The sequence below is a fragment of the Streptomyces sp. NPDC031210 genome, from assembly GCF_055570395.1.
On sequence record NZ_JBVIHH010000010.1, the window covers coordinates 22,885 to 45,913 of the forward strand.

The window sequence follows — 23,029 nt, forward strand, 5'->3', positions numbered from 1 at the left end:
AGGGCCGTACGGGCCGGCCTGGGCCGGGCGGTGGGCGGAAACGGAGGAGAGCCTGCTACGGATAGACCGATGGTAGAGCGCCTCCCGCACGAGGTGACAGAGAGTTTGCGGAAATTGAGTAATGCCGCGACCGGATCGCGCCCCCGGCCGGCCTCTCACCGGCCCGGGGCGCGCAGTCCCGGCTAATCCTCAGCCGGCCAGCGGAAGCTGAACGACCAGCAGTTTTCCGGCCATGGTGATGCCGCCGTCCATCGCGATGGCCAGACCGTCGGCGTAAACATGCGGACCGTCGACGGCGCTGCCGTCGCCGTCGCTGTCCTCGGTGCCGACCTCGCCGAGCAGATACGGGATCGGGCTGTGGCCGTGGACGACGCGGGTGCCGCCGTAGGCGTCGAGCAGTTCGCGCACCGCCTGCGACCCGGACTCGTCACGGAAGGCGAAGCGCTTGGTGAACTTGCGGAACAGATCCCACACTTCGTCGGCGTCGCTACGGGTCAGCACGTCGTGGACGGTGTCGTTGACGGCCTCGATGGAATCGCCGTATTCGAGGTAGGCGGTGGTGTCGGAGTGCACGAGCAGATGCCCGTCCTCCTCCATCACGGCGTCCAGGCGGGCCATCCACTGGAGGTGATGGTCCTCCAGACGGTCCATGTCCGTCTTCTGACCGCCGTTGAGGAGCCAGGCGGCCTGGAAGGAGGCGGTGCCGGCCCCGGACTGCACGGGCGTGTCGCCGAACCGCTTGGCGCCCAGCAGCAGGAGTTCGTGGTTGCCCATCAGGGCCTTGCAGTAGCCGCCGGCGGCCGCGGCCTCGGCGGAGAGCTGCATGACGAGGTCGATGACGCCGATGCCGTCCGGGCCGCGGTCGGTGAAGTCGCCGAGGAACCACAGGCGGGCGTTGCCGGCCGCCCAGTTGCCGTCGGCGTCGATGAGTCCTTCGGCGGCGAGCGCCTCGCGGAGCTCGTCGTAGTAGCCGTGGACGTCGCCGACGACGTACAGCGGACCCATGCCTTCGGAGGCGTCGCCGTCCGGGCCGGTTTCGGGCACGGGGACGACGGACGGGTGGTCGATGAGCGTGTCCGTACGGCCCGCGTGGATGACCGGGAGGTCGCGTGCGGTGGGGGTGTAGTCCGCGGACGGCTCGGCCTGGGGCGCGAGGGGCGCGGCGGACGGGGGGCCCGCGGGCAGGTGGAGCGGCGGTCCGACCGGCGGCATCGGAGGCGGTCCGGCGGACCCGATGGTGGTCATGCCGGAGGGCGTTACGGGTGGCGGAGGAGACGCCGGAGTTCGTTCCGCCATGGTCCACACCATGGGTCCCTCACTGGCCCCCTGAGTCATCGACCCCTCCACCGTCGCGCCGCCGTGCACCTCTCGGACCTTTGCCTGGTCGACGGCGGTCCGCGGTGTCGTGCGCCCATCATAGGAATGCCGCTCGCGGGTTGTGACGCACCCGGGGGTGGTCAATCGGCCAGAGCCCGGCGTTCGCGGCTGATTTGTCCCGGGATCGCCCCCTTTTTTCCTGGCCGAAGGTGGCGCCCGCTGGTAGCCGGTGAGCTCCTTCCCCGCTCACCGGAGCACGGTCAGTCGCCGGCGGGTCCTCGTGGGGGGATGACCTTCGTTCGTGGAAACCGCCGTTGGGAGGAGGTCCGGACGATCAGATCGGTCGGTATCACCTGCTCGATGGGCCGGCCGCTGTCCAGCCCCTCGATGGCGTCGATGAGGATCTGGACGACGGCGGTCCCGATGCGGCGCGGCTTGAGGGAGAGGGTGGTGATGGGCGGCTCGGTGGTGGCGTAGACGGTGGACTCGCTGCAGCAGACCAGCAGCAGGTCTTCCGGTACGCGTAAGCCGTAGCGCCGGGCGGCGGCGAGCAGGTCGGTGCCGTTGGGGTCGAAGAGGCCGTAGACGGCGTCCGGGCGGTCCGGGCGGGCCAGCAGCCGGTCGGCGGCGACGGCGCCCGCGCACGGGTCGTGGGCGGGGTAGGACTCGTACACCGGGTCCTGGCCCATCCGTTCGCACCATCGCAGGTAGGCGGTGGTCGACAGCCGGGTGTAGGTGTCGGTGGTGTTGCCCGTGAGCAGGCCGATGCGGCGGGCGCCGGCGTCGGCGAGGTGGTCGAGCAGGCCGAGGACGGCCGCTTCGTGGTCGTTGTCGACCCAGCCGGTGACGGGGAGGCTGCCACCGGGGCGGCCGTCGGAGACGACGGGGATGCCGTGCCGGACGAGTTCGGTGACGACGGGGTCGCCGTCGGCCGGGTCGATGACGACGGTGCCGTCGAGGGCGACGTTGGACCACACGTCGTGGCGGGAGGTGGCGGGGAGGATGACCAGCGCGTAGCCGCGCGCCAGGGCCGCGGAGGTGGCGGCTCTGGCCATTTCGGCGAAGTACGCGAATTCGGTGAAGGTGAAAGGTTCATCCCCGTACGTGGTCACGGTCAGGCCGATGAGTCCTGACTTGCCGGTACGGAGGGTGCGGGCGGCGGCGGACGGGCGGTAGCCCAGCCGTTCGGCCACCTCGCGGACATGGCTACGGGTGGCATCCGGAAGCCGGCCCTTGCCGTTGAGCGCGTCGGAGACAGTCGTGATCGATACACCGGCTGCGGCGGCCACGTCCCGGATGCCCGCCCGCCCCAGCCGGCGACCGGTCGACCGGCTCACCTGGTGCTTCCCTGCTGCTGTCATGGCGAGCCGATAGTAGGGCTCGGCGCCGCCGTTCGCGGCAGTCCGCCCAGGCTTGGCAAAAGGCACGTTTCTGCACGGCGGTGATCCGTCAATGGCCGTGGAATCAAAGAGAGTTGGTGTTCCACGTGCTTGTTTGAGTGGAGGCCGGTGGCCTTCCCCTGTTGATCGGGCGAGGTCTCGAAGAGGTCTCAAGTCACCTTCACGGGGGACGCGCGCCACGGCGCGGACCACCGGCGCACGAAGAAGCGAGAGGCGCACTTCAAACGGTTCGCGCCGGGGGCGGCCGCAGCGGCGGTGCCGTACGCCGTCGGGCGACGCCCGCGGAGCTGGGGACTGACGCGGCAGGGGGTAATCCTCATAAGGTGTGCAGTATTGGAGTTGAGCGGGATGGTCGAGGAGGACCTGCGGTGAGCGAGAAGACCCCGAAGCTGCGTGCTGCGCTGGACGGCATCCCCACTTACAAGCCGGGCCGGCCGGCGGCGGCCGACGGTCCCGTCGCCTACAAGCTGTCCTCCAACGAGAACCCTTATCCGCCGCTGCCCGGTGTCCTGGAGAGCGCGGTGACCGCCGCGGGATCCTTCAACCGCTACCCGGACATGGCCTGCACGGCCCTGATGGCGGAGCTGGCGGAGCACTTCTCGGTCCCTGTGGAGCATCTGGCGACGGGCACGGGCTCGGTGGGCGTGGCCCAGCAGCTCGTTCAGTCGACGTCCGGGCCCGGCGACGAGGTGATCTACGCCTGGCGCTCCTTCGAGGCGTACCCGATCATCACGCAGGTGTCCGGGGCGACGCCGGTGCAGGTGCCGCTGACCTCCGGCGAGGTGCACGATCTGGACGCGATGCTCGCCGCGATCACCGAACGCACCCGGCTGATCTTCGTCTGCAACCCCAACAACCCCACGGGCACCGTCGTACGCCGCGCCGAGCTGGAGTCCTTCCTGGAGCGCGTGCCGAGCGATGTGCTGGTGGTCCTGGATGAGGCATACCGCGAGTTCATCCGCGACGCCGAGGTGCCGGACGGCATCGAGCTCTACCGCGACCGCCCCAATGTGTGCGTTCTGCGCACCTTCTCGAAGGCGTACGGCCTGGCGGGGCTGCGGATCGGCTTCGCGGTGGCGCACGAGCCGGTGGCCGCCGCGCTGCGCAAGACGGCGGTCCCGTTCGGGGTGAGCCAGTTGGCGCAGGAGGCCGCGGTGGCTTCGCTGCGCAGTGAGGCGGCGCTGCTGGAGCGCGTCGACGCGCTGGTCGCCCAGCGGGCGAGGGTGTACGACGGCTTGGTCGGGCAGGGCTGGACGGTCCCCGAGACGCAGGCCAACTTCGTGTGGCTGCGGCTGGGGGACCGTACGGCGGACTTCGCGGCGGCGTGCGAGCGGGCCGGTGTCGTCGTGCGGCCGTTCCCCGGTGAAGGTGTGCGGGTGACGATCGGCGAGAGCGCGGCGATGGATCTGTTCCTGCGGGCCGCGGAGGAGTTCCGCAAGGCGCTGTGACCCGCGGGGCGCCGTGACGCCCGCTGTCCAGATGTGGCCGTAGGTCAGTTGACCTGCGGCCTCACGCTTTTTCCACCCGGATCGGGTCGCCGCCGCGGACGGTGGCCAGCAGGCGGGGGTCGCCGTCGATGCGGCCGAGCACGTTGCAGGGCGAGGCCAGGCGCGATTCGTCGCCCCGGGATATCGGGGTGGGCCCGTAGGGGAGCGCGAGGGCGTTGCCCTCGGTCCAGAAGGCGACGGTGCCGGGCTCGACGACCTGGCGGGCGCCGGCTTCCAGCGCCGGGGTGAGCCCGGTGTCGAAGTAAACCTCCTCGCCCCAGGTGTGGGCGGTGGCTCCGAGCGGGAGTGCGGCGATGAGTGCCGCGGCGGTCGGGGTGTCGTCGAGGGTCGCGGTGAGCTGGCCGGCGGGCCAGGAAATACGGATCTTCATGGCGTCGAATTCAACAATATGTTGAAGCCCGGGGGAAGGGGCCGCGCGCCCTGGATTCCTACGTGACGGCAGTCACGTACCCCCCATAGGGAAGGCCGAGGGGGCGTGAGAGATAATTGCTTGTGAATGTGAACGCGTTCACAAGCGCGTCCCTCTTGTCATGCTTCGCGTGGGTCAAAGGGGGCGACTTGCCGTGTGCACGGCGACGTAAGGAGAGAACGACGTGGAACTGGCGTTGGCGCCAGAGACTCTGGCGCGATGGCAATTCGGCATCACGACCGTCTACCACTTCCTGTTCGTCCCCCTGACGATCTCCCTCGCCGCTCTGGTGGCCGGACTCGAGACCGCATGGGTACGGACGGGCAAGCGGAAGTACCTCAAGGCCACCAAGTTCTGGGGCAAGCTGTTCCTGATCAACATCGCGATGGGTGTCGTCACCGGCATCGTCCAGGAGTTCCAGTTCGGCATGAACTGGTCCGACTACTCGCGCTTCGTCGGGGACGTCTTCGGTGCCCCGCTCGCCTTCGAGGCGCTCATCGCGTTCTTCTTCGAGTCCACCTTCATCGGCCTGTGGATCTTCGGCTGGGACAAGCTGCCCAAGAAGATCCACTGCTTCTGCATGTGGATGGTCTCGATCGGCACGATCCTGTCCGCCTACTTCATCCTCGCGGCCAACTCGTGGATGCAGCACCCGGTCGGCTACAAGTACAACGCCGCCAACGGCCGTGCCGAGCTGACCGACTTCTGGAAGGTACTGACGCAGGACACCACCCTCGTCGTCGTCTTCCACACGCTGACGGCGGCCTTCCTGACCGGCGCCGCGTTCATGGTCGGCATCTCCGCCTTCCACTTGATGCGCCGCAAGCACATCAAGGTGATGCGCACCTCGCTGCGGCTGGGACTGATAACCCTGGTCATCGCCGGCATGCTCACCGCGATCAGCGGTGACTCGCTGGGCAAGGTCATGTTCCGGCAGCAGCCGATGAAGATGGCCGCGGCCGAGGCGCTGTGGGACAAGGAGGAGCCGGCGCCGTTCTCGGTCTTCGCCTACGGCGACGTCGACCAGGGCCACAACAAGGTCGCCGTCGAGATCCCCGGCCTCCTCTCCTTCCTCGCCCACAACGACTTCACCTCACCGGTCCCCGGCATCAACGACGTCAACAAGGCCGAGCAGGAGAAGTACGGGCCCGGTGACTACCGGCCCAACATCCCCGTCGCCTACTGGGGCTTCCGCTGGATGATCGGCTTCGGCATGACGTCCTTCGCTCTGGGACTGGCCGGGCTCTGGCTCACCCGCAAGAAGTTCTGGCTCGCCCCGGCACTGCGGACGGGGGACGAGGAACCACCCCGGCTCGCCCTGACCAAGAACAAGGAACTCGGCGCCCGCCTGACCAAGTGGTACTGGTCGCTCGCCTTCGTCACCCTCGGCTTCCCGCTCCTGGCCAACTCCTGGGGCTGGATCTTCACCGAGATGGGACGCCAGCCCTGGGTCGTCTACGGCGTGCTGCGCACCTCCGACGCGGTATCCCCGGGTGTCTCGCAGGGCGAGGTGCTCACCTCGATGATCGTCTTCACCACGCTCTACGCGATCCTCGCCGTGGTGGAGGTCAAGCTGCTGGTGAAGTACATCAAGGCCGGACCCCAGGAACTCTCCGACTCCGACCTCAACCCGCCCACCAAGATCGGCGGCGACCGCACAGACGCCGACCGGCCGATGGCCTTCTCGTACTAGGAGGCGACCGTGCAACTCCACGACGTCTGGTTCGTTCTCATCGCCGTCCTGTGGACGGGGTACTTCTTCCTCGAAGGGTTCGACTTCGGGATCGGTGTCCTGACCAAGCTCCTGGCCCGGGACCGCCGCGAGAAGCGCGTACTGATCAACACCATCGGCCCGGTCTGGGACGGCAACGAGGTGTGGCTGCTCAGCGCGGGCGGTGCGACCTTCGCCGCCTTCCCCGAGTGGTACGCCACCCTTTTCTCCGGCTTCTACCTGCCCCTGCTCCTCATCCTGGTCTGCCTGATCGTGCGCGGTGTCGCCTTCGAATACCGCGCCAAGCGGCCCGAGGAGCGCTGGCAGCGGAACTGGGAGCACGCGATCTTCTGGACCTCGCTGATCCCCGCGGTGCTGTGGGGAGTCGCGTTCGGCAACATCGTGCGCGGCGTGAAGATCGACGCGCACAAGGAGTACGTCGGGAACCTCCTCGACCTGCTCAACCCCTACGCCCTACTCGGCGGGCTGCTCACGCTGGCCCTGTTCACCTTCCACGGTGCGGTCTTCGCCTCGCTCAAGACGCTGGGTGACATCCGGGAACGGGCGCGCAGGATGGCGACCGTGGTCGGTCTGATCGCCGCCGTGTTCGCGGTCGGCTTCCTGGGCTGGACGCAGGCCGACAAGGGGGACGGTGCCAGCCTGGTCGCCGCGATCGTCGCGGTGGTGGCACTGGTCGCGGCGCTCGGCGCCAATCAACTCGGTCGTGAGGGATGGGCGTTCGCGTTCTCGGGGATCACCATCGTGGCCGCGGTCGCGATGCTGTTCCTGACCCTCTTTCCGAACGTCATGCCCTCCACGCTGAACGAGAGCTGGAGCCTGACGGTCAGCAACGCCTCGTCCAGCCCGTACACCTTGAAGATCATGACCTGGTGTGCCGGGATCGCCACACCGATCGTGCTGCTCTACCAGGGCTGGACGTACTGGGTGTTCCGCAAGCGGATCGGCACCCAGCACATCGCCGACGCCCACTAGCAGCGATTCGCACGACGTGAGCCCGCCCCTTCGGGGGCGGACTCAGGCTCATCAGGACGGAAGTTTCACGTGAAACCGATCGACCCGCGCCTGCTCCGATACGCCCGCGCCACCCGCGTCTTCCTCATCGCGGTGGTGGTGCTCGGGCTTGCCGGTGCGGGCCTGGTCATCGGCCAAGCCATGCTGATCGCCGAGATCGTGGTGGGCGCCTTCCAACGCGACCTCGACGTCGGTGCTCTGACCACACCGATGGTCCTGCTCGCCGCGGTCTCCGTCGGCCGGGGCCTGATCTCCTGGCTCACGGAACTGGCCGCACACCGTGCCGGCGCGGCGGTCAAATCGGAGCTGCGGACGCGGCTGATCGAGCGGGCGGCGCTGCTCGGCCCCGGTGCCACCGTCCGGCGCCCGCAGACCGGACCGGATGCCGCCGACGCGGAGAGCGGCCCGGCGGGGCGTGTGGCCGACGAGCCCGCCGGCACGCTGGAGATGCGCACCGGCGAGCTGACCACCCTCGCCACCCGCGGCATCGACGCGCTGGACGACTACTTCGCCCGCTACCTGCCGCAGCTCGGTCTGGCGCTTGTCGTCCCCGTCGCCGTCCTGGCCCGGATCGCCACCGGCGACTGGATCTCGGCGCTGGTCATCGTCCTCACCCTCCCGCTGATCCCGCTCTTCATGATTCTGATCGGCTGGGCCACCCAGACCCGGATGGACCGCCAGTGGCGGCTGCTGTCCCGGCTGTCCGGGCACTTCCTCGACGTCGTCGAGGGACTCCCCACCCTCAAGGTCTTCGGCCGCGCCAAGGCCCAGGCGGCCTCCATCCGCGCCATTACCGGCGAATACCGCCAGGCCACGCTGCGCACCCTGCGGATCGCCTTCCTCTCCTCCTTCGCGCTCGAACTCCTCGCCACGCTCTCCGTCGCCCTGGTCGCCGTCGGGATCGGGATGCGCCTGGTCCACGGCGACCTCGACCTCTACACCGGCCTGATGGTGCTGGTCCTGGCCCCCGAGGCATATCTGCCGCTGCGGCAGGTCGGCGCGCAGTACCACGCCGCCGCCGAGGGCCTGTCGGCCGCGGAGGAGATCTTCGCGGTCCTGGAAACGGCGCCGCGCACGCACGGCACGGCACCGGCGCCCGAGGGGACCTCGCTGGCCGTCGAAAGCCTGGTGGTCCGCCACCCCGGGCGCGCCGGCGACTCCCTCCCCGCCACGTCCTTCGACGTCCGGCCCGGCGAGACCGTCGCCCTGGTCGGCCCGTCCGGCGCCGGCAAGTCCACCCTGCTGAGCGTGCTGCTCGGCTTCACCGAGCCGGCCGGGGGCCGGGTGCTCGTGGACGGCCAGGACCTCGCTTCCCTCGCCCCCGAGAGCTGGCGGCGGCGGGTCGCCTGGGTGCCGCAGCACCCGCACCTCTTCGCCGGCACCATCGCCGACAACGTACGACTGGCCCGCCCCGACACCGATGACGCGGCGGTGCGCACCGCGCTCGCCGACGCCGGGGCACTGGACTTCATCGATGCTCTGCCCGACGGCACGGCGACCCGCCTCGGCGAATCCGGTGCCGGGCTCTCCGCCGGTCAGCGCCAGCGCATCGCGCTCGCCCGCGCGTTCCTCGCCGACCGCCCGATCCTGCTGCTGGACGAGCCGACCGCGAACCTGGACGGGGAGACCGAGGAGGCGATCGTGGCCGCCGTCCGCCGCTTGGCGGTCGGCCGCACGGTCCTCATGGTCGTCCATCGCCCGGCGCTGCTCGCGGTGGCCGATCGCGTGGTGCGGCTGCCGGGGACGAGCGGTACGCCGGAGGGCAACGGGTCAAAACCTGTTCACCCGCACGGAGTGACGCGTACTGACGACTTCTCTGTTTCACGTGAAACGGGGAGCGGGCCGGACGCCGCGGCCTCGGCGGGTTCGGTGAGTGGCCGGCAGTCTGCTGCGGCGGAGGAGCACGGCGGGCCGGATCGCCGTTCGGTGCCCGCCCGCCTGCGCGGCATGGCCCGGGCCCGACGGGCTCGTTTCGCGCTCGCCCTGCTGCTGGGCAGCCTCGCACTGGGCAGCGCGGTGGGTCTGATGGCCACCTCCGGCTGGCTGATCTCGCGGGCCGCCCAGCACCCGCCGGTGCTGTACCTGGCGGTGGCGGTGACAGCGACCAGGGCGTTCGGCATCGGGCGCGCCGCCTTCCGGTACGCCGAGCGGCTCGTGGCGCACGACGCGGTGTTCCGGATGCTCGCCGACGTCCGCGTCGCGGTCTTCCAGCGGCTGGAGCGCCTCGCGCCGGCCGGGCTCAAAGAACGCAGCCGGGGCGATCTGCTCTCCCGGCTGGTGGCCGATGTCGACGCCGTCCAGGACTACTTCCTGCGCTGGCTGCTGCCCCTGGGAGCGGCGGTGCTGGTCGGCGCGGGCGCCGTCGGCTTCACCGGATGGCTGTTGCCGGAGGCCGGAGCGATCCTCGCCGCCGGGCTGCTGCTCGCGGGCGCGGGCGTGCCGGTGCTGTCGGGCGCGCTGGCGCGCCGGGCGGAGCGACGGCTGGCCCCGGCCCGTGGTGTGCTCGCCACCCGTGTCGTCGATGTCCTCAGCGGTACGGCCGAGTTGACGGTGGCCGGTGCGCTCACGGCCCGTACGGACGCGGCCCGGCGCGCGGACCGGGCACTGACACGGATCGCGTCCCGCTCGGCCGCCGCGGCCGGGGCCGGCGCCGGACTCTCGGCGCTGCTGTGCGGGCTGACGGTCGCCGCGGCGGCGGTGGCCGGCGTGCAGGCGGTGCACGCGGGACGACTGGACGGGGTGGCGCTGGCCGTCGTCGTGCTCACCCCGCTCGCGGCGTTCGAGGCGGTGGTGGGACTGCCGCTCGCCACGCAGTACCGCCAGCGCACCCGGCGTGCCGCCGAGCGGGTCTTCGAGGTGCTGGATGCCCCGGCACCGGTGCGCGAACCGGCCGCGCCGGCCGTACCTCCGCACGCGCCGTTCCCCTTGGTCGTACGCGACCTGGCCGCACGCCACGCGGGGCAGGCGGAACCGGCGCTGGACGGCGTCGGGTTCACCCTGTCGGCCGGGCGGCGGCTCGCCGTCGTCGGCTCGTCGGGCTCCGGAAAGACCACGCTCGCGCAGGTGCTGCTGCGGTTCCTGGACCGGGAGGCGGGGACGTACACGCTGGCCGGGACGGACGCGGAAGCCCTGGACGGGGACGCGGTGCGGCGCCTGGTGGGCCTGTGCGCGCAGGACGCCCACCTCTTCGACAGCTCGCTGCGGGAGAACCTGCGGCTCGCCCGCCGCAACCGCCCGGAGTCTTCCGGCGACGCCGAGAGCCGGGCCCGGCCCGGCTCGGACGTGCCGGGGCCACGCAATACCGGCGACCAGGATCTGTGGGACGCGCTCGGCCGGGCGCGGCTGGCGGACTGGGTGCGCGTCCTGCCGGACGGACTGGACACCATGGTCGGGGAGCACGGCGCCCGGCTGTCCGGCGGCCAGCGCCAGCGGCTGGCCCTGGCGCGCGCGTTGCTCGCCGACTTCCCCGTGCTGGTCCTGGACGAGCCCGCCGAACACCTCGACCTGGCCACCGCCGACGCGCTGACCGCCGATCTGCTGGCCGCGACCGAGGGCCGCACGACCATCCTGATCACCCATCGCCTGACCGGCCTCGACGCGGTCGACGAGGTGTTGGTCCTGGACCGCGGGCGGGTCGCCCAACGCGGCGGCTACGCGGAGCTGGCGGCGGCCGACGGCCCGTTCCGGCGCATGCTGGAGCGGGAGCGAGCCGTGGACGCGGCGTACGGCGGAGCCCGGAGCACCGGCGCGGGCGCCGTGGCGGCCCGTCCCGCATGACTGAAGTTTCGCCCGAAATAGGCCCTTACTAGGCTCGGGACATGGCAGCGACGGCAGGACCTCCCGACCCCACCGACGGGGGCCCGCGCCCCGACCCCATGGCGGCCGCCACCGAGGCCACCCGCGGCCTGCGGGGCCTGTCCACCGAGCTGACCGCGCGGGTGCCGCAGTTGCTGGAGGCGATGCGTACGGTCGGCGCCGGCCTCGATCTGCACGTCACCCTCGACCGGATCGTGGAAACCGCCGCGGAGCTGGCCGACGCCCGCTATGCCGCGATCGGGATCATCGACGACACCCGCGAGGGGCTGTCGGACTTCGTGACGTACGGCGTGAGTGGACGGGAACGCCAGCGGATCGGCGCGCTGCCCGACGGCCACAAAGGGTTGCTCGGTGCGCTCATCCACGACCCGAAGGCGCTGCGGCTCGCCGATCTGACCCAGGACGCCCGGTCGGCCGGGGTGCCGGACGGGCATCCGCCGATGCGGACCTTTCTTGGAGTGCCGATCCGGGTGCAGGGCGAGATCTTCGGCAATCTCTATCTGACGGAGAAGCGCGGGGGCGGTGAGTTCGCCGAGGAGGACCTGCACATGGTGCGGATCCTCGCCACCGAGGCGGGCATCGCGATCGGCAACGCCCGGATGTACGCGGCGACCCGGCAGCGAGAGCGGTGGATCGACGGTTCGGCGGCGGTGACGACCGAACTCCTCGCCGGTAGCGACGTGGACGACGCGCTGGCGGTCGTCGCCGAGCAGGCGCGGAAACTGGCGGACTCGGCGGCCGGCATCGTGCTGCTGCCCGACGACGAGGACGGCCTGGAGATCGTCGCGGTGTCCGCGGACGAACCCGCCGGGATCATGGGTACGCGGATTCCGCCCGACAGTCCGGTGGCGGAACAACTCCTCGCGGGCGAGCCGGTGTTCGTCGACGATTCGGCGACCGACCCCCGCATGATCACGGCCATCGCGCCGCGCTTCGGCCCGAGCATGATGCTGCCGCTCAAGAGCGGCGGCCGGGTGCTCGGCACCCTCGCGACGCCGCGTGACCGCGGCGCCCGCCCGTACACCGCCGCCGAGCGGACGCTGGCCACCCAGTTCGCGGCGCAGGCCGCGCTGGCGCTCGTGCTGGCCGACGCCCAGCGCGACCGCGAGCGGCTCGCCGTCTTCGAGGACCGCGACCGGATCGCCCGTGACCTGCACGATCTCGTCATCCAGCGGCTGTTCGCGACGGGGATGATGCTGGAGAGCGCCCAGCGCAGGTCCGTGGTGCCGGAGGTGGCCCAGGGCATCGGGAAGGCCGTCGACGAGCTGGACATCACCATCCAGGAGATCCGCACCGCCATCTTCGCCCTCCAGCAAGGGCCGGCCGAGGCACCGTCCGGGCTGCGTACGCGGGTCCTGCGCGAGATCGGCACGGCCGCCGTACCGCTCGGGTTCCAGCCGTCGGCGCACTTCGTCGGCCCGGTCGACGCCCGGGTCGGCGAGCTGACCGGGAAGAACCTGATCGCCGCACTGCGCGAGGCGTTGTCGAACGCCTTCCGGCACGCCCGGGCGTCCCGGATCGAGGTCGTCGTCGACGCCACGATCACCCTGGCGGACGGCACGGAAGGGGTGCGGCTGACGGTCGCCGACGACGGGATCGGCATCCCCCAGGACGGCCGCCGCAGCGGCCTGAGAAATCTCGCCAGGCGCGCGGAGTCCCTGGGCGGGTCGTGCACGTACGGCCCCGGGCTCGGCGAAGAGGGCAACGGGACGACGCTGACCTGGGAAGCCCCGCTGTAGAGGCCCCGGCGGTGGGGCGTCGGTCGCAGGCGCGGTGGGCCTGCGGTGATCGCCGCGCGCGGTCGTCGTGGCCCGGTGGTCGCGTCTTCGGGGAGTGCCGCCGCGGCCGGGCGTGGGTTGGACTGTTCGGGGCGTTGCGTGAGGGCCGAAGGACTGAGGTCCGGTGATTCCCGTCCGGTTCCGGTGACTTATCAGCCCATGTGTTCAGGTGAGCGACGACAGCGACGGCAGGGGTGGTGGCGGGGACGAGGAGGGGGCGCGGGCGGGCGGCCCGGGGACGCCGGACGTCCGCCGGGCGTCCCGCGTCCGCCGGGAAAGCCCCGGCGCGGGGCCTGGACCGGCCTGGCGTGCGCGGTCGTCATGGCGGTGTGCGCCGTCTCCGGCCCCGCCGACCACCTGGCGAACAGCGCGAGCCACCGCTCCTACCGCGCGGCCGGACCCGCGCACCACGTCCGCCCCGACACCCTTCGGGAAACGCTCGCCGCACCCCGCCGGGCCCCGCGCGGCGCCGCGCAGCGCCTGGCCGATGTGAGCCTGGAGGTCATCCGGCTGGGCGAGGCGGCGCGCCGGGCCGGCCGCTCCTACGACCAGGAGCGTCGCGCGGCGCGGACGCAGCGGGCCGAGCGCGACCGGCTACGCGTCCGGCTGCGCCAGGAGCGCCGGCTGGCCGCCGACCTGCGCCGGGGGGTCGGTGTGATCGCCGCGGAGCAGTACCGCACCGGCAGTATCGTCGCGTACACCCTGCGGCAGGCCGGTCCCGGCGCCCGGACGCCGCTGATGGAGGCGCACCGGGCGGCGGAGCGGCGGGAGCGCGCGCTGGCGACGGGACTGCGCGCCGCGCGGCGGGCGAGCCGCACGCTGGCGGGCGACAGCGCGGCGGCGGCCGCCCGCGCCACGGCGCTCGCCGGCCACCGCGACCGTCTCGACGAGGACCGGACCCGCTACGGCCGCGGGCTGAGCTCGGCCCGCCAGGAGCTGGGACAGCTCGCCTCCCAGGCGTCGCGCAGCAGTTCCTGCGGCCGGCTGCCCCGCACGGTGGCCACGGCTGCCGTTGCCGTCTCCCCCGCGCCCACCCTCCACGGCCGGTGGACGCGCCCGGTGGAGCGCTATGTGCTCTCCGCGCGGTTCGGCGGCGCGGGCGACCGCTGGGCCGTCGGTCACACGGGCCAGGACTTCGCGGTGCCGATCGGCACGCCCGTACGGGCCGTCGGCCGGGGCCGCGTCGTCCGTGTGACCTGCGGCGACGGCTTCGGGATCAGCATCGTCGTACGTCATCGCCAGCGCCTGTACTCGCACTACGCGCACTTGTCCGCGGCGCTGGTGCGGACCGGGCAGCGGGTGCGGTCCGGTGAGCGGATCGCGCTGTCGGGAGACACCGGCAACTCCACCGGACCGCATCTGCACTTCGAACTGCGCCGGACGCCGGACCTCGGATCGGGCTTCGACCCCTTGGCGTGGCTGCGCAAGCACGGCGTACGGATCTGAGGGCCCCCGCCGTTCCCGGCCCGGTGCGACCGTCGGTCAGCGCCGGCGGAGGATGCGCTCGATGACGACCGCGACGCCGTCGTCGTTGTTGGATTCCGTACGGCGCGAGGTGGCGGCCAGCACGTCCGGATGGGCGTTGGCCATGGCGTACGACGTCCCCGCCCACGTCAGCATCTCTATGTCGTTCGGCATGTCGCCGAAGGCCACGACCTCCTCCGGCGCGATACCGCGCTCCGCGCAGCAGCGGGCGAGCGTACCGGCCTTGCTGACGCCGAGCCCGCTGATCTCCAGGAGAGCGGTGGGGCTGGAGCGGGTGAAGGAGGCGAGATCGCCCGCGACCGTACGGGCCAGCGCGAGGAAGGCGTCCGGATCCAGGTCGGGATGGTGCGCCAGGAGCTTGAGCACGGGCTGGTCGGGACCGGTGGTCTGAGGGGGACCCGCGATGCCCTCGGTGCTGGAGGCGTCCCGAAGGTCCGCGCTCTCGGTGAGGGCCGCGACGTTGGCGGGGTCGGCGGGATCGTCGATGCCCGTGGGGGCGTTCGCGGCCGGTGCCGTACCCGGGTCCGCCGGCGGTGCGAAGTCCTCGGCGAGGAGCTTCTCCGCCGGGGCGATGACCGCGGCCGGGTCGCGGTAGAAGGGCGGGTACTGCGGCTCGTAGTGGATGCCGCCGGTGCGCTCCACCGCGAACGAGGTGCCGGGCGCGGCGCTGCGCAGCGCCTCCACGACGTTGAGCGCCACCTCCCGTTCCAGCGCGCTCATCTCCACGATCCGGCGGCCGCGGTGCAGATCCACCACGGCCGCGCCGTTCGCGCAGATCGCCAGGCCGTGGCCGTGCACATGGTCGCTGACCACGTCCATCCACCGGGCCGGGCGGCCGGTGACGAAGAAGACCACGAGGCCGGCCCGCTCGGCGTCGGCGAGCGCGGCGATCGTCCGGTCGGAGACCGTCTTGTCGTCGCGCAGCAGCGTGCCGTCGAGATCGGTCGCGATCAGCCGGGGCGCGACGGCCGGCTCGGGCGCCTGGGGCGGCGTAGCGGAGGCATCGGTCACCCGCCCATCTTCGCGTACGTCCGCGCACAGGCGTGCGGTGGGGCGCCCGCATGAGCCCGGAGGCCGTAGGGGGTCCGGCGCGGGACGGGGAGCCCGCCCCGCGCGCCCCTGGTGTGGGGTCGCCTCAGGAAAGCTGGCCGAGGGCCTCGGTGGCGATCGTCTCGAAGACGGCCTGGTCGGCGGCGAAGTCGGAGTCCGGGATCGGGGCGTGGAGCACGATCTCGTCGATGCCCAGCTCCTGGTGCCTGCCCGCGAAGTCGACGAAGGCGTCGAGGGACTCCAGCGGTCGGCCGCCGTCCGGCGTGAAGCCCGTGAGCAGCACCTTGTCCAGCTCGGACACCTCCCGTCCGACCTCCGCGCACGCCTTGCCGAGCTTGGCGATCTGCTGCTCGATCGCCTGACGGGACTGCTCCGGCGTACCCGTCGCGGAGATCTTCGGGTCGCCCGTGGTCACCCACGCCTGGCCGTGCCGGGCGGCGAGCTTCAGCCCGCGCGGTCCGGTCGCCGCGACGGCGAAGGGCAGCCGGGGGCGCTGCACGCAGCCGGGGATGTTGCGGACCTCTTCGGCGGAGTAGAAGGTGCCCGCGTGGCTGACGGCGTCCTCGGTGAGGAGGCGGTCCAGGAGCGGCACGAACTCGGCGAACCGGTCGGCCCGCTCGCGCGGCGTCCACGGCTCCTGGGCCAGGGCGGTGGCGTCGAAACCGTTGCCGCCGGCCCCGATGCCGAGCGTGACGCGGCCGCCGGAGACATCGTCCAGCGTGATCAGTTCCTTGGCGAGGGTGACCGGGTGCCGGAAGTTGGGCGACGTGACGAGGGTGCCCAGCCGCAGGCGCTCGGTCGCCGTCGCGGCGGCGGTCAGGGTGGGGATGGCACCGAACCACGGCCCGTCGCGGAAGCTGCGCCAGGACAGGTGGTCGTAGGTGTACGCGGCGTGAAAGCCCAGCTCCTCGGCGCGTGTCCATTGGTCACGGCCTCCGTCGTGCCAGCGGCGGACGGGGAGGATCACGGTACTCAGGCGCAGAGTCATACGAGAGAGCGTACGAGGCGCGGGAAGGGAGCGATTCGGCGGCTCGGGTACTACGTTCCAGGGCGGGGCAGGCGGCGCGTATCGGCTTATTCAGGTGTGAAGAGGGAGAATCGGGTCAGTGGTGGTGTGCGGGCGCGGCGGGTGGCCGGTGGGCGGTTCGCGCGGCGCCCCGCCCACCGCCTGAAGTCCGCGGCGCGTTGTGGAGGAGCCATGGCACGGACCCGATTCGCCCCCGACCGGGGACTGACCTCGCGCATGGTGACGACGATGTTCTTCCTCGGCCTGCTGTACGTCGTGGTCGTCGGCGTCCTGGTGGTGCTGCTCAAGGGCGCCTGGGTGGTCGTTCTGGTCATCGCCGGCGCGCTGTTCATCGCGCAGTTCTGGTTCAGCGACCGCATCGCGGCGTTCAGCATGGGCGCGCGCGAGGTCACGCCGGAGCAGGCGCCCGAGCTGCACGGCGCCGTGGACCGGCTGTGCGCGCTGGCCGATATGCCCAAGCCACGCGTGGCGATCGCCGATTCCGACCTGCCGAACGCCTTCGCGACCGGCCGCAATCAGCACAACGCGATGGTGTGCGCCACGACGGGACTGCTGCGTCGGCTGGAGCCGGAGGAACTGGAGGGCGTGCTCGCCCACGAGCTCTCGCACGTGGCGCACCGCGATGTCGTGGTGATGACCATCGCCTCCTTCCTCGGTGTGCTGGCCGGAATCATCACCCGCGCCGCCCTGTGGAGCGGCGTCGGCCGCAACAACCGGGACCAGAACGCGGCCATCGCCGTCCTCATCGTCACCGCCGTGAGTGCCGTCGTCTACGCCCTCAGCTTCCTGCTCACCCGCCTGCTGTCCCGTTACCGCGAGCTGTCCGCCGACCGGGCCGCCGCGATGATCACCGGCCGGCCGTCGGCGCTGGCCTCCGCGCTGACGAAGGTGACCGGGCAGATGGCGCGGATCCCGACCAGCGATCTGCGCAAGGCGGAGCCGTTCAACGCCTTCTACTTCGTCCCCGCTTTCAACAAGGAGAGCGTGAGCCGGCTGCTGTCCTCGCACCCCACGCTGGAGCAGCGACTGGACCAGCTCGGCCGGATCGCGGCGGAGCTGGGGCGGCCGTGAACCGCGCGGCCGGGCGGCTGAGGAATGCCGGGCCGGCTGCCACGCAACAGTGATCCCGATGAGGAAGGAGCGGACCGCGCATGGGTTTTCTGGACGCCCTTCTCGGCCGCAGCAAGCCGGTCCGGCCCGATCTCGATCAGCTCTTCGCCCTGCCGTCGGCCGCCGTCACCCTCCAGGCCGCGGCCGGTTTCCGCCCCACCGGCCTGGGGTCGGTGTGCTTCGCGAGCGTCGAGGGTGGCGTGTTCTCGCGGATCCAGGAGGAGACGCGGGCGCTGTTGGGCGGTTCGGTGGAGTTCACGCGGGATGCGTACGGCTATACGTGGCTGCTCGCGCGCCATCCACCGGAGGACGTATCGGGGCTGGTCAACGACCTGCACGCGGTCAACACGTCCTTGGCGGACGCGGGGTTCGGCCCGCAGCTCCTGTGCTCACTGCTCGGCTTTCGTGACGAACGGGACCGGCCGCTGGCGCTGGTGTACCTCTACAAGCGGGGCACGTTCTACCCGTTCGCGCCCCACCCGGCCGGTGGCGAGAAGCGCGACAATCCGCTCGAACTCCAGGTGCGGGCGATGCTCGGCGACGATCTGACGATCGAGAAGGACCTGGCACGGTGGTTCCCGGTGTGGGGCGCGCCGGGGCTGTGACCGGCCGGTGCGGTGCGGCGAGGCTCAGCCGGGGAAGCGGAGGAACTCCGGCGGTACCTGGCCGGTGAGCCAGACGCCGTTGGCGCTGACCCGGAAAACGTGGCCGGCCCGGTGCATGACGGCCGCGTCGACCGTCAGGACGACGGGCTTGCCGCGGCGGGAGCCCACCCGGATCGCGGTGTCGCGGTCGGGCGACAGGTGGACGGCGTGCCGGGACATCGGCCGCAGACCCTCGGCCCGGATGGCGGCGACACTGCGCGCGACCGTCCCGTGGAAGAGGTGAGCGGGCGGTTCGGCCGGCGGGAGAGCGAGGTCGACGGGTAGGGAGTGGCCCTGGTTGGCGCGGATGCGGTCGCCCTCGATGGCATAGCGCTGCTTGTCGTTGTCGGCGACCACCCTCTCCAACTCGGCCCGTGAGAAAGGGAAGCCGCGCCGCGCGGCCGCGTCGAGCAGGTCGCCCACCGCTACCCAGCCGTGGGCGTCGAGGGCGAGGCCGATCCGTTCCGGCTCATGGCGAAGATGCTTCGCCAGGTACTTCGAAATGCGCACGGAGCGCTGGTCGTTCATGGCTCCAGCATCCCCCGCTTGGGGAGGGGGCGGCATCTGTATTCGGGGGGCGCCGTCATCCTGCCTGGTCGTCGTCCCGTTTGTCGTGGGACCTCACCCGCTCGCCCGCCTCCCGGGCCTTCGCGCCGCCGATCTCCTCGACGGCCCAGCGGGCCCACTCCTCCTCCATCGCGGAGTGGCGCAGGCCGTATTCCAGCGCGATGCGCCCGTAGACGGAGATCATGTCCTCGTCCCACGGCGTGACGTCTTCGATGTGGCGGCACGCGGCATGGGCCCGCGCCGCGGCCTCGGCCCGCTGGAGGAGATACGCGCGGGCTTCGAGCGGGGTGAGGACGCCGAGGAAGAAGACCCGCAGAAGGCCTTCGTGGCGCGGGGACCTGCTGGGTTCGACCTCGGTCAGCCAGTGGCGCAGTTCGCCCATGCCGTCGTCGGTGATCGCGTATTCCTTGCGGCCGCGGGGCCCTTCGGCGGCGACTTCGACCATGCCCGCGGTGGTGAGCTTGTTCAGCTCTCCGTAGACCTGGCTCTGGGTGGCGGGCCAGACGTTCACGAGCGAGGCGTTGAACGTCTTCATCAGGTCGTAGCCGCTGGCGGGCGCCTCGGCCAGCAGACCCAGCACAGCGTGTCTCAGACTCATGTCCCCAGTTTACGTTCCACTGTTGACATGTCAAAGATGGACCTTCTATCTTCGACATGTCGAACTTGGAATGTGGTCTTCGCCGGGGCGGCCCGGTGGAGAGGGGGAGGGGATCATGCATTACCTGCGGAGCTTCGTGCCGTGGCTGGTGTTCGCGGGGGTGGCCTCATTCGGATGGCAATGGGGCGCGCTGGCCGCCCTGGTCGTCTCCGCGGCCCTGCTCGTCACCGACCGCGCCGCGGGTCTTTCTCTGGACTCACGCCTGCTGGAGTACGGCACCCTCGTCTTCTTCGCGGCCCTCATGGCCCTGGCCTTCGCCCGGCCCGACAGCGGCCTTCGGATATACAGCGGTGCGCTCGCGACAGGCTGGCTGGCGCTCATCGCCTGGCTGTCGATCGCGGTCCGGCGCCCCTTCACCCTCCCGATCGCGCGCCGCGTGGCACCGCCCGAGGTCTGGGCCACCCCGCTCTTCCTGCGCATCAACAACGTCATCACCGCGGCCTGGGCGCTGTCCTTCACGTTCGGCGCGGTCGCCCAAGCGGCCATCACCGCGTACGACCTGAGCCTGCTCGTGTCGATCCCCGTTCAGATCGCCGCGTTCGTCGTGCCCTTCCGCTTCACCGCTTGGTATCCGGACCATGCCCGCGCACGGTTCCTGCGGCAGCGGTCCGGCGTGCGCCCCGACCTCCAGGAGGCATGACCCATGACGAGTGCACCGCCCACCACCGCGTCCGAATCCACCGTCCCCGCCCCGCATTTGGCCGGCAATTTCGCCCCGGTCATGGACGAGGTGACCGCCTACGACCTCCCGGTCACCGGCGCGATCCCGCCCGAACTCACCGGCTGGTATCTCCGCAACGGCCCCAACCCGCGGGACGCGGCCTCGCCCCACTGGTTCTTCGGCGACGGCATGGTCCACGGCCTCCGCCTGGAGGGCGGCCGGGCCGTCTCCTACCGCAACCGCTGGGTGCGCACCGCGAGCTTCACCGGCGATGTGCCGCTGAGGGACGAGCGGGGCCACCGGAACCTCACGGCGGGCGTGGCCAATACCCACATCGTCCGGCACGCCGGGCGCACGCTGGCACTCGTCGAGTCCTCGTTCCCCTACGAAGTCGACTGCCGCCCCGGCCATGAACTGGAGACGCTCGGCGCCCACGATTTCGGCGGCCGGCTCACCACCGCCATGACCGCCCACCCCAAGACGTGTCCCACGACGGGTGAACTGCACTTCTTCGGCTACGGCGCCGTCGCCCCGCCCTACCTCACCTACCACCGTGCCGACGCGGCAGGGGAGTTGGTGGTCAGCCGCCCCATCGACGTCCCGGCGGGGACGATGATGCACGACTTCCACCTGACCGCCGCCCATGTCGTCTTCATGGACCTCCCCGTCGTCTTCGACCGCAGCCGCCCCGGTATGCCGTACGGCTGGCAGCCCGAGTACGGCGCCCGGCTGGGCGTCCTCCGGCGCGACGATCCCTTCGGCGAGGTCCGCTGGCTGGAGATCGACCCCTGCTACGTCTTCCATTCCCTCAACGCGCACGACGACGGTGAGCAGCGGATCGTCCTCTACGTCTCGCGGTACGCCGAATACGGTGGCGACAGCCCGGGGCACTTGTGGCGGTGGACCCTTGATCTCGCCTCCGGCACGGTGACCGAGGAACAACTCGACGACCAATTCGCCGAATTCCCCCGCGTCGACGACCGCCTCGCCGGCCTGCCCGCCCGCTTCGGCCACGCCACGTCCGCCGAGGTTCCGGGTACGGGATCGATCCCCGGGGCCCTGCTCCGCTATGACCTGGAAACCGGCGCGGTCGTCCGACACGACTTCGGCCAGGGACGCACCCCCGGCGAGGCGGCCTTCGCACCGGCCGACGACCGTCCGGGCGGCCCCGGCTGGCTGATCACTTACGTCTACGACGCGTCCACGGACACCAGCGATCTCGTCGTCCTCGACGCGGAGGACATATCCGCCGATCCCGTGGCCACGGTGCACCTGCCGCAGCGGGTGCCGTACGGATTCCATGGCAACTGGCTGCCGGATCAGGTGAGTTGACCTGGCGACTCGATCTGGCGGCTCGATCTAGCGGCTCGATCTGGCGAGTCGAATAGGTGGCTGATGGAGGAGCCGGTCTCTCCTCCACTCGCCTCGTGCCGCTGCCCGCCTTTGATCCTTGACAACTCAAGAGAGGGAAGGAGGGGGCCCATCCACGGGCGCCGCAGCCCTAGGCGGCCGGACCGTCGACGGCAGGCTCCCCGTCGGCGCGTTCTCTGTCGACACGCTTCCTGTCGACAGGGCGCTCGTGGACCGTCCGGGCATGGGCACCGGAGGCCATCGCGTCCATCGTGCGTGCCTGGACCTCACGTTGCGTGGCGGCGGTGATGAAGGCGGCCGTGTTGTGCGGGCCGACGAGGTGCCGCACGGCGTGCACAGTCTCTACGGGGAGAACCACCGGCTCTGTACCGGTCGCGGCACGGGGGTCCGCGGCCGGCACAGAGCGGGCCATCCCGTCGGCGGCTGCCCGCCCGCCAACGGACCCCGCGTCATCCGCCGCGTCTCGCCCACCCCGGCCCCCGGCCTCCACCCAAACGTCACCCACCTCGGGGGCACCCACCTCCTGGGCATCCACCTCGGGGGCCTCGACCTCCCGGGCCCCCCTCTCCCGCGTTTTCACCGCGTCGCCTTCCGCCGGCCCTCCGGTGTCCAACGGCAGTGCCTCGGTGAGGTGATGGCGGAGGTAGCGGGTGGCCAGGGTCCGCATGGCGCGGGCCAGTTCGGCGTCGATGGTTTGCTGGGCAAGGGGGCGCAGGCGGCGGACGAGGGCGGCCGCCTCCATCGCTTCCGCCTCGGTGGGCGGATGGTCAAGGAACGGCCGGAAGACGTGCTCGGTCGTGAAGTCCAGGAAGCGGGCGGCGATGTGCTCGACCTGGCCGCGTAGCTCGCGCAGGTGGCCGGAGATGGCCGGCAGGGGGACGCCGGCGGAGTGAAGTTCGGCGGCGACGGCGAGTTCCTGGGGGCTGGGGACGCGGAACTCGTCGTCCCGGTCCGGGACGCGTTCCAGGACACCCAGCTCGACGGCCTCGGCCACCGCCGCGTCGTTGGAGGTGCCGCCGAAGGCGGCGTCCAGCTCGGCCCGGCTGATGCGGGAGGCCGCCTCGTCGCTCCACGGCCCGTTGATCTCGGCGACCAGGCCGAGGACCCCGCCGAGGCCGCGTCCCGCGTCCCAGGCTTCCAGGAGTTCCTTGATGCTGGCGAGCGTGTAGCCGCGGTCGAGCAGATCGGCGATCTGGCGCAGGCGGGCCAGGTGGGCGTCACCGTAGACATTGGCCCGGCCGCGGCGTTCCGGGCGCGGGAGGAGGCCGCGGTCCTGGTAGGCGCGGATGGTGCGGACCGTGGTGCCGCTGAGGTGGGCCAGGTCCTCGATGCGGTATTCGGCCGTCGGCGGCTGCTCGGTCACTGCGGTGCTCCTAACGAAATGCCGCGTCTCATCAAATGCCGCGCCTCACGAATCAGCCGCGCCTTACGGGACGGCCGTTTCCTACGGGACGGCCGTGTCCGGCGGCACGGTCGTCCCCTACG

At 71.5% G+C, this 23,029-nt stretch carries 18 protein-coding genes; 10 read left to right on the top strand and 8 right to left on the bottom strand.

Annotation, left to right across the window (positions count from 1 at the left end):
- Positions 1-189: 189 nt before the first annotated feature.
- On the bottom strand, positions 190-1,308 hold the full coding sequence (locus tag ACZ45Z_RS19350) for a metallophosphoesterase (protein WP_468363592.1): 1,119 nt from the start codon (positions 1,306-1,308) through the stop codon (positions 190-192).
- Between the two features lie 269 nt (positions 1,309-1,577).
- Positions 1,578-2,678 carry a LacI family DNA-binding transcriptional regulator gene (locus tag ACZ45Z_RS19355; protein ID WP_468363595.1) on the bottom strand — a complete coding sequence of 367 codons (1,101 nt, stop codon included), beginning with the start codon at positions 2,676-2,678 and terminating at the stop codon, positions 1,578-1,580.
- A gap of 407 nt (positions 2,679-3,085) precedes the next feature.
- On the opposite strand from ACZ45Z_RS19355, the gene hisC reads away from it, so the two are divergent.
- Positions 3,086-4,165 (top strand): histidinol-phosphate transaminase, encoded by a 1,080-nt coding sequence (gene hisC / locus ACZ45Z_RS19360; RefSeq protein WP_468363598.1) that lies wholly within the window; start codon positions 3,086-3,088, stop codon positions 4,163-4,165.
- Positions 4,166-4,226: 61 nt separating this feature from the next.
- On the opposite strand, the gene ACZ45Z_RS19365 is transcribed toward hisC, so the two are convergent.
- Entirely contained in the window at positions 4,227-4,595 is a 369-nt protein-coding gene (locus ACZ45Z_RS19365; protein WP_468363601.1) for a cyclophilin-like fold protein, read from the bottom strand.
- A 223-nt stretch (positions 4,596-4,818) separates the two neighbouring features.
- Here ACZ45Z_RS19365 and ACZ45Z_RS19370 point away from each other — a divergent pair, with 223 nt between their 5' ends.
- The 5 genes from ACZ45Z_RS19370 (at position 4,819) to ACZ45Z_RS19390 (ending at position 14,417) form a co-directional block, all read left to right on the top strand.
- The gene (locus ACZ45Z_RS19370) at positions 4,819-6,327 is read left to right on the top strand and encodes a cytochrome ubiquinol oxidase subunit I (protein ID WP_468363604.1); all 1,509 of its coding nucleotides are present in this window, start codon (positions 4,819-4,821) and stop codon (positions 6,325-6,327) included.
- A 9-nt stretch (positions 6,328-6,336) separates the two neighbouring features.
- On the top strand, positions 6,337-7,338 hold the full coding sequence (gene cydB / locus ACZ45Z_RS19375) for a cytochrome d ubiquinol oxidase subunit II (protein ID WP_468363607.1): 1,002 nt from the start codon (positions 6,337-6,339) through the stop codon (positions 7,336-7,338).
- Between the two features lie 69 nt (positions 7,339-7,407).
- On the top strand, positions 7,408-11,154 hold the full coding sequence (cydD, locus tag ACZ45Z_RS19380; protein WP_468363611.1) for a thiol reductant ABC exporter subunit CydD: 3,747 nt from the start codon (positions 7,408-7,410) through the stop codon (positions 11,152-11,154).
- A 41-nt stretch (positions 11,155-11,195) separates the two neighbouring features.
- Positions 11,196-12,932 carry a GAF domain-containing sensor histidine kinase gene (locus ACZ45Z_RS19385; protein WP_468363614.1) on the top strand — a complete coding sequence of 579 codons (1,737 nt, stop codon included), beginning with the start codon at positions 11,196-11,198 and terminating at the stop codon, positions 12,930-12,932.
- Positions 12,933-13,292: 360 nt separating this feature from the next.
- Complete coding sequence (locus tag ACZ45Z_RS19390) at positions 13,293-14,417, top strand: M23 family metallopeptidase (RefSeq protein ID WP_468363617.1); 1,125 nt, start codon at positions 13,293-13,295, stop codon at positions 14,415-14,417.
- 36 nt (positions 14,418-14,453) lie between these two features.
- Here the strand turns inward: ACZ45Z_RS19390 and ACZ45Z_RS19395 are convergent, their stop codons facing one another.
- A complete protein-coding gene (locus ACZ45Z_RS19395; protein WP_468363620.1) occupies positions 14,454-15,467 on the bottom strand; it encodes an HAD hydrolase family protein in 1,014 nt (337 codons plus the stop codon).
- Between the two features lie 124 nt (positions 15,468-15,591).
- Positions 15,592-16,494: an LLM class flavin-dependent oxidoreductase gene (locus ACZ45Z_RS19400; protein ID WP_468363623.1), complete on the bottom strand. Its 903-nt coding sequence runs from the start codon at positions 16,492-16,494 to the stop codon at positions 15,592-15,594.
- A gap of 210 nt (positions 16,495-16,704) precedes the next feature.
- Here ACZ45Z_RS19400 and htpX point away from each other — a divergent pair, with 210 nt between their 5' ends.
- Together htpX and pspAB are read left to right on the top strand one after the other, a co-directional pair.
- Positions 16,705-17,604, top strand: a complete 900-nt coding sequence (gene htpX, locus ACZ45Z_RS19405; protein WP_468363625.1) for a zinc metalloprotease HtpX — start codon at positions 16,705-16,707, stop codon at positions 17,602-17,604.
- Positions 17,605-17,684: 80 nt separating this feature from the next.
- Complete coding sequence (gene pspAB / locus ACZ45Z_RS19410; protein ID WP_468363628.1) at positions 17,685-18,248, top strand: PspA-associated protein PspAB; 564 nt, start codon at positions 17,685-17,687, stop codon at positions 18,246-18,248.
- A 24-nt stretch (positions 18,249-18,272) separates the two neighbouring features.
- Here pspAB and ACZ45Z_RS19415 read toward each other — a convergent pair whose 3' ends face one another.
- Positions 18,273-18,815 (bottom strand): RNA 2'-phosphotransferase, encoded by a 543-nt coding sequence (locus ACZ45Z_RS19415; RefSeq protein ID WP_468363631.1) that lies wholly within the window; start codon positions 18,813-18,815, stop codon positions 18,273-18,275.
- A 55-nt stretch (positions 18,816-18,870) separates the two neighbouring features.
- Positions 18,871-19,452, bottom strand: a complete 582-nt coding sequence (locus tag ACZ45Z_RS19420) for a PadR family transcriptional regulator (protein ID WP_468363634.1) — start codon at positions 19,450-19,452, stop codon at positions 18,871-18,873.
- A gap of 115 nt (positions 19,453-19,567) precedes the next feature.
- Here ACZ45Z_RS19420 and ACZ45Z_RS19425 point away from each other — a divergent pair, with 115 nt between their 5' ends.
- Positions 19,568-20,152, top strand: coding sequence for a hypothetical protein (locus ACZ45Z_RS19425; protein ID WP_468363636.1), 585 nt, complete (start codon positions 19,568-19,570; stop codon positions 20,150-20,152).
- A 3-nt stretch (positions 20,153-20,155) separates the two neighbouring features.
- Positions 20,156-21,505 carry a carotenoid oxygenase family protein gene (locus ACZ45Z_RS19430; RefSeq protein WP_468363638.1) on the top strand — a complete coding sequence of 450 codons (1,350 nt, stop codon included), beginning with the start codon at positions 20,156-20,158 and terminating at the stop codon, positions 21,503-21,505.
- Positions 21,506-21,674: 169 nt separating this feature from the next.
- On the opposite strand, the gene ACZ45Z_RS19435 is transcribed toward ACZ45Z_RS19430, so the two are convergent.
- On the bottom strand, positions 21,675-22,907 hold the full coding sequence (locus tag ACZ45Z_RS19435) for a MerR family transcriptional regulator (RefSeq protein WP_468363641.1): 1,233 nt from the start codon (positions 22,905-22,907) through the stop codon (positions 21,675-21,677).
- Positions 22,908-23,029: the final 122 nt, after the last annotated feature.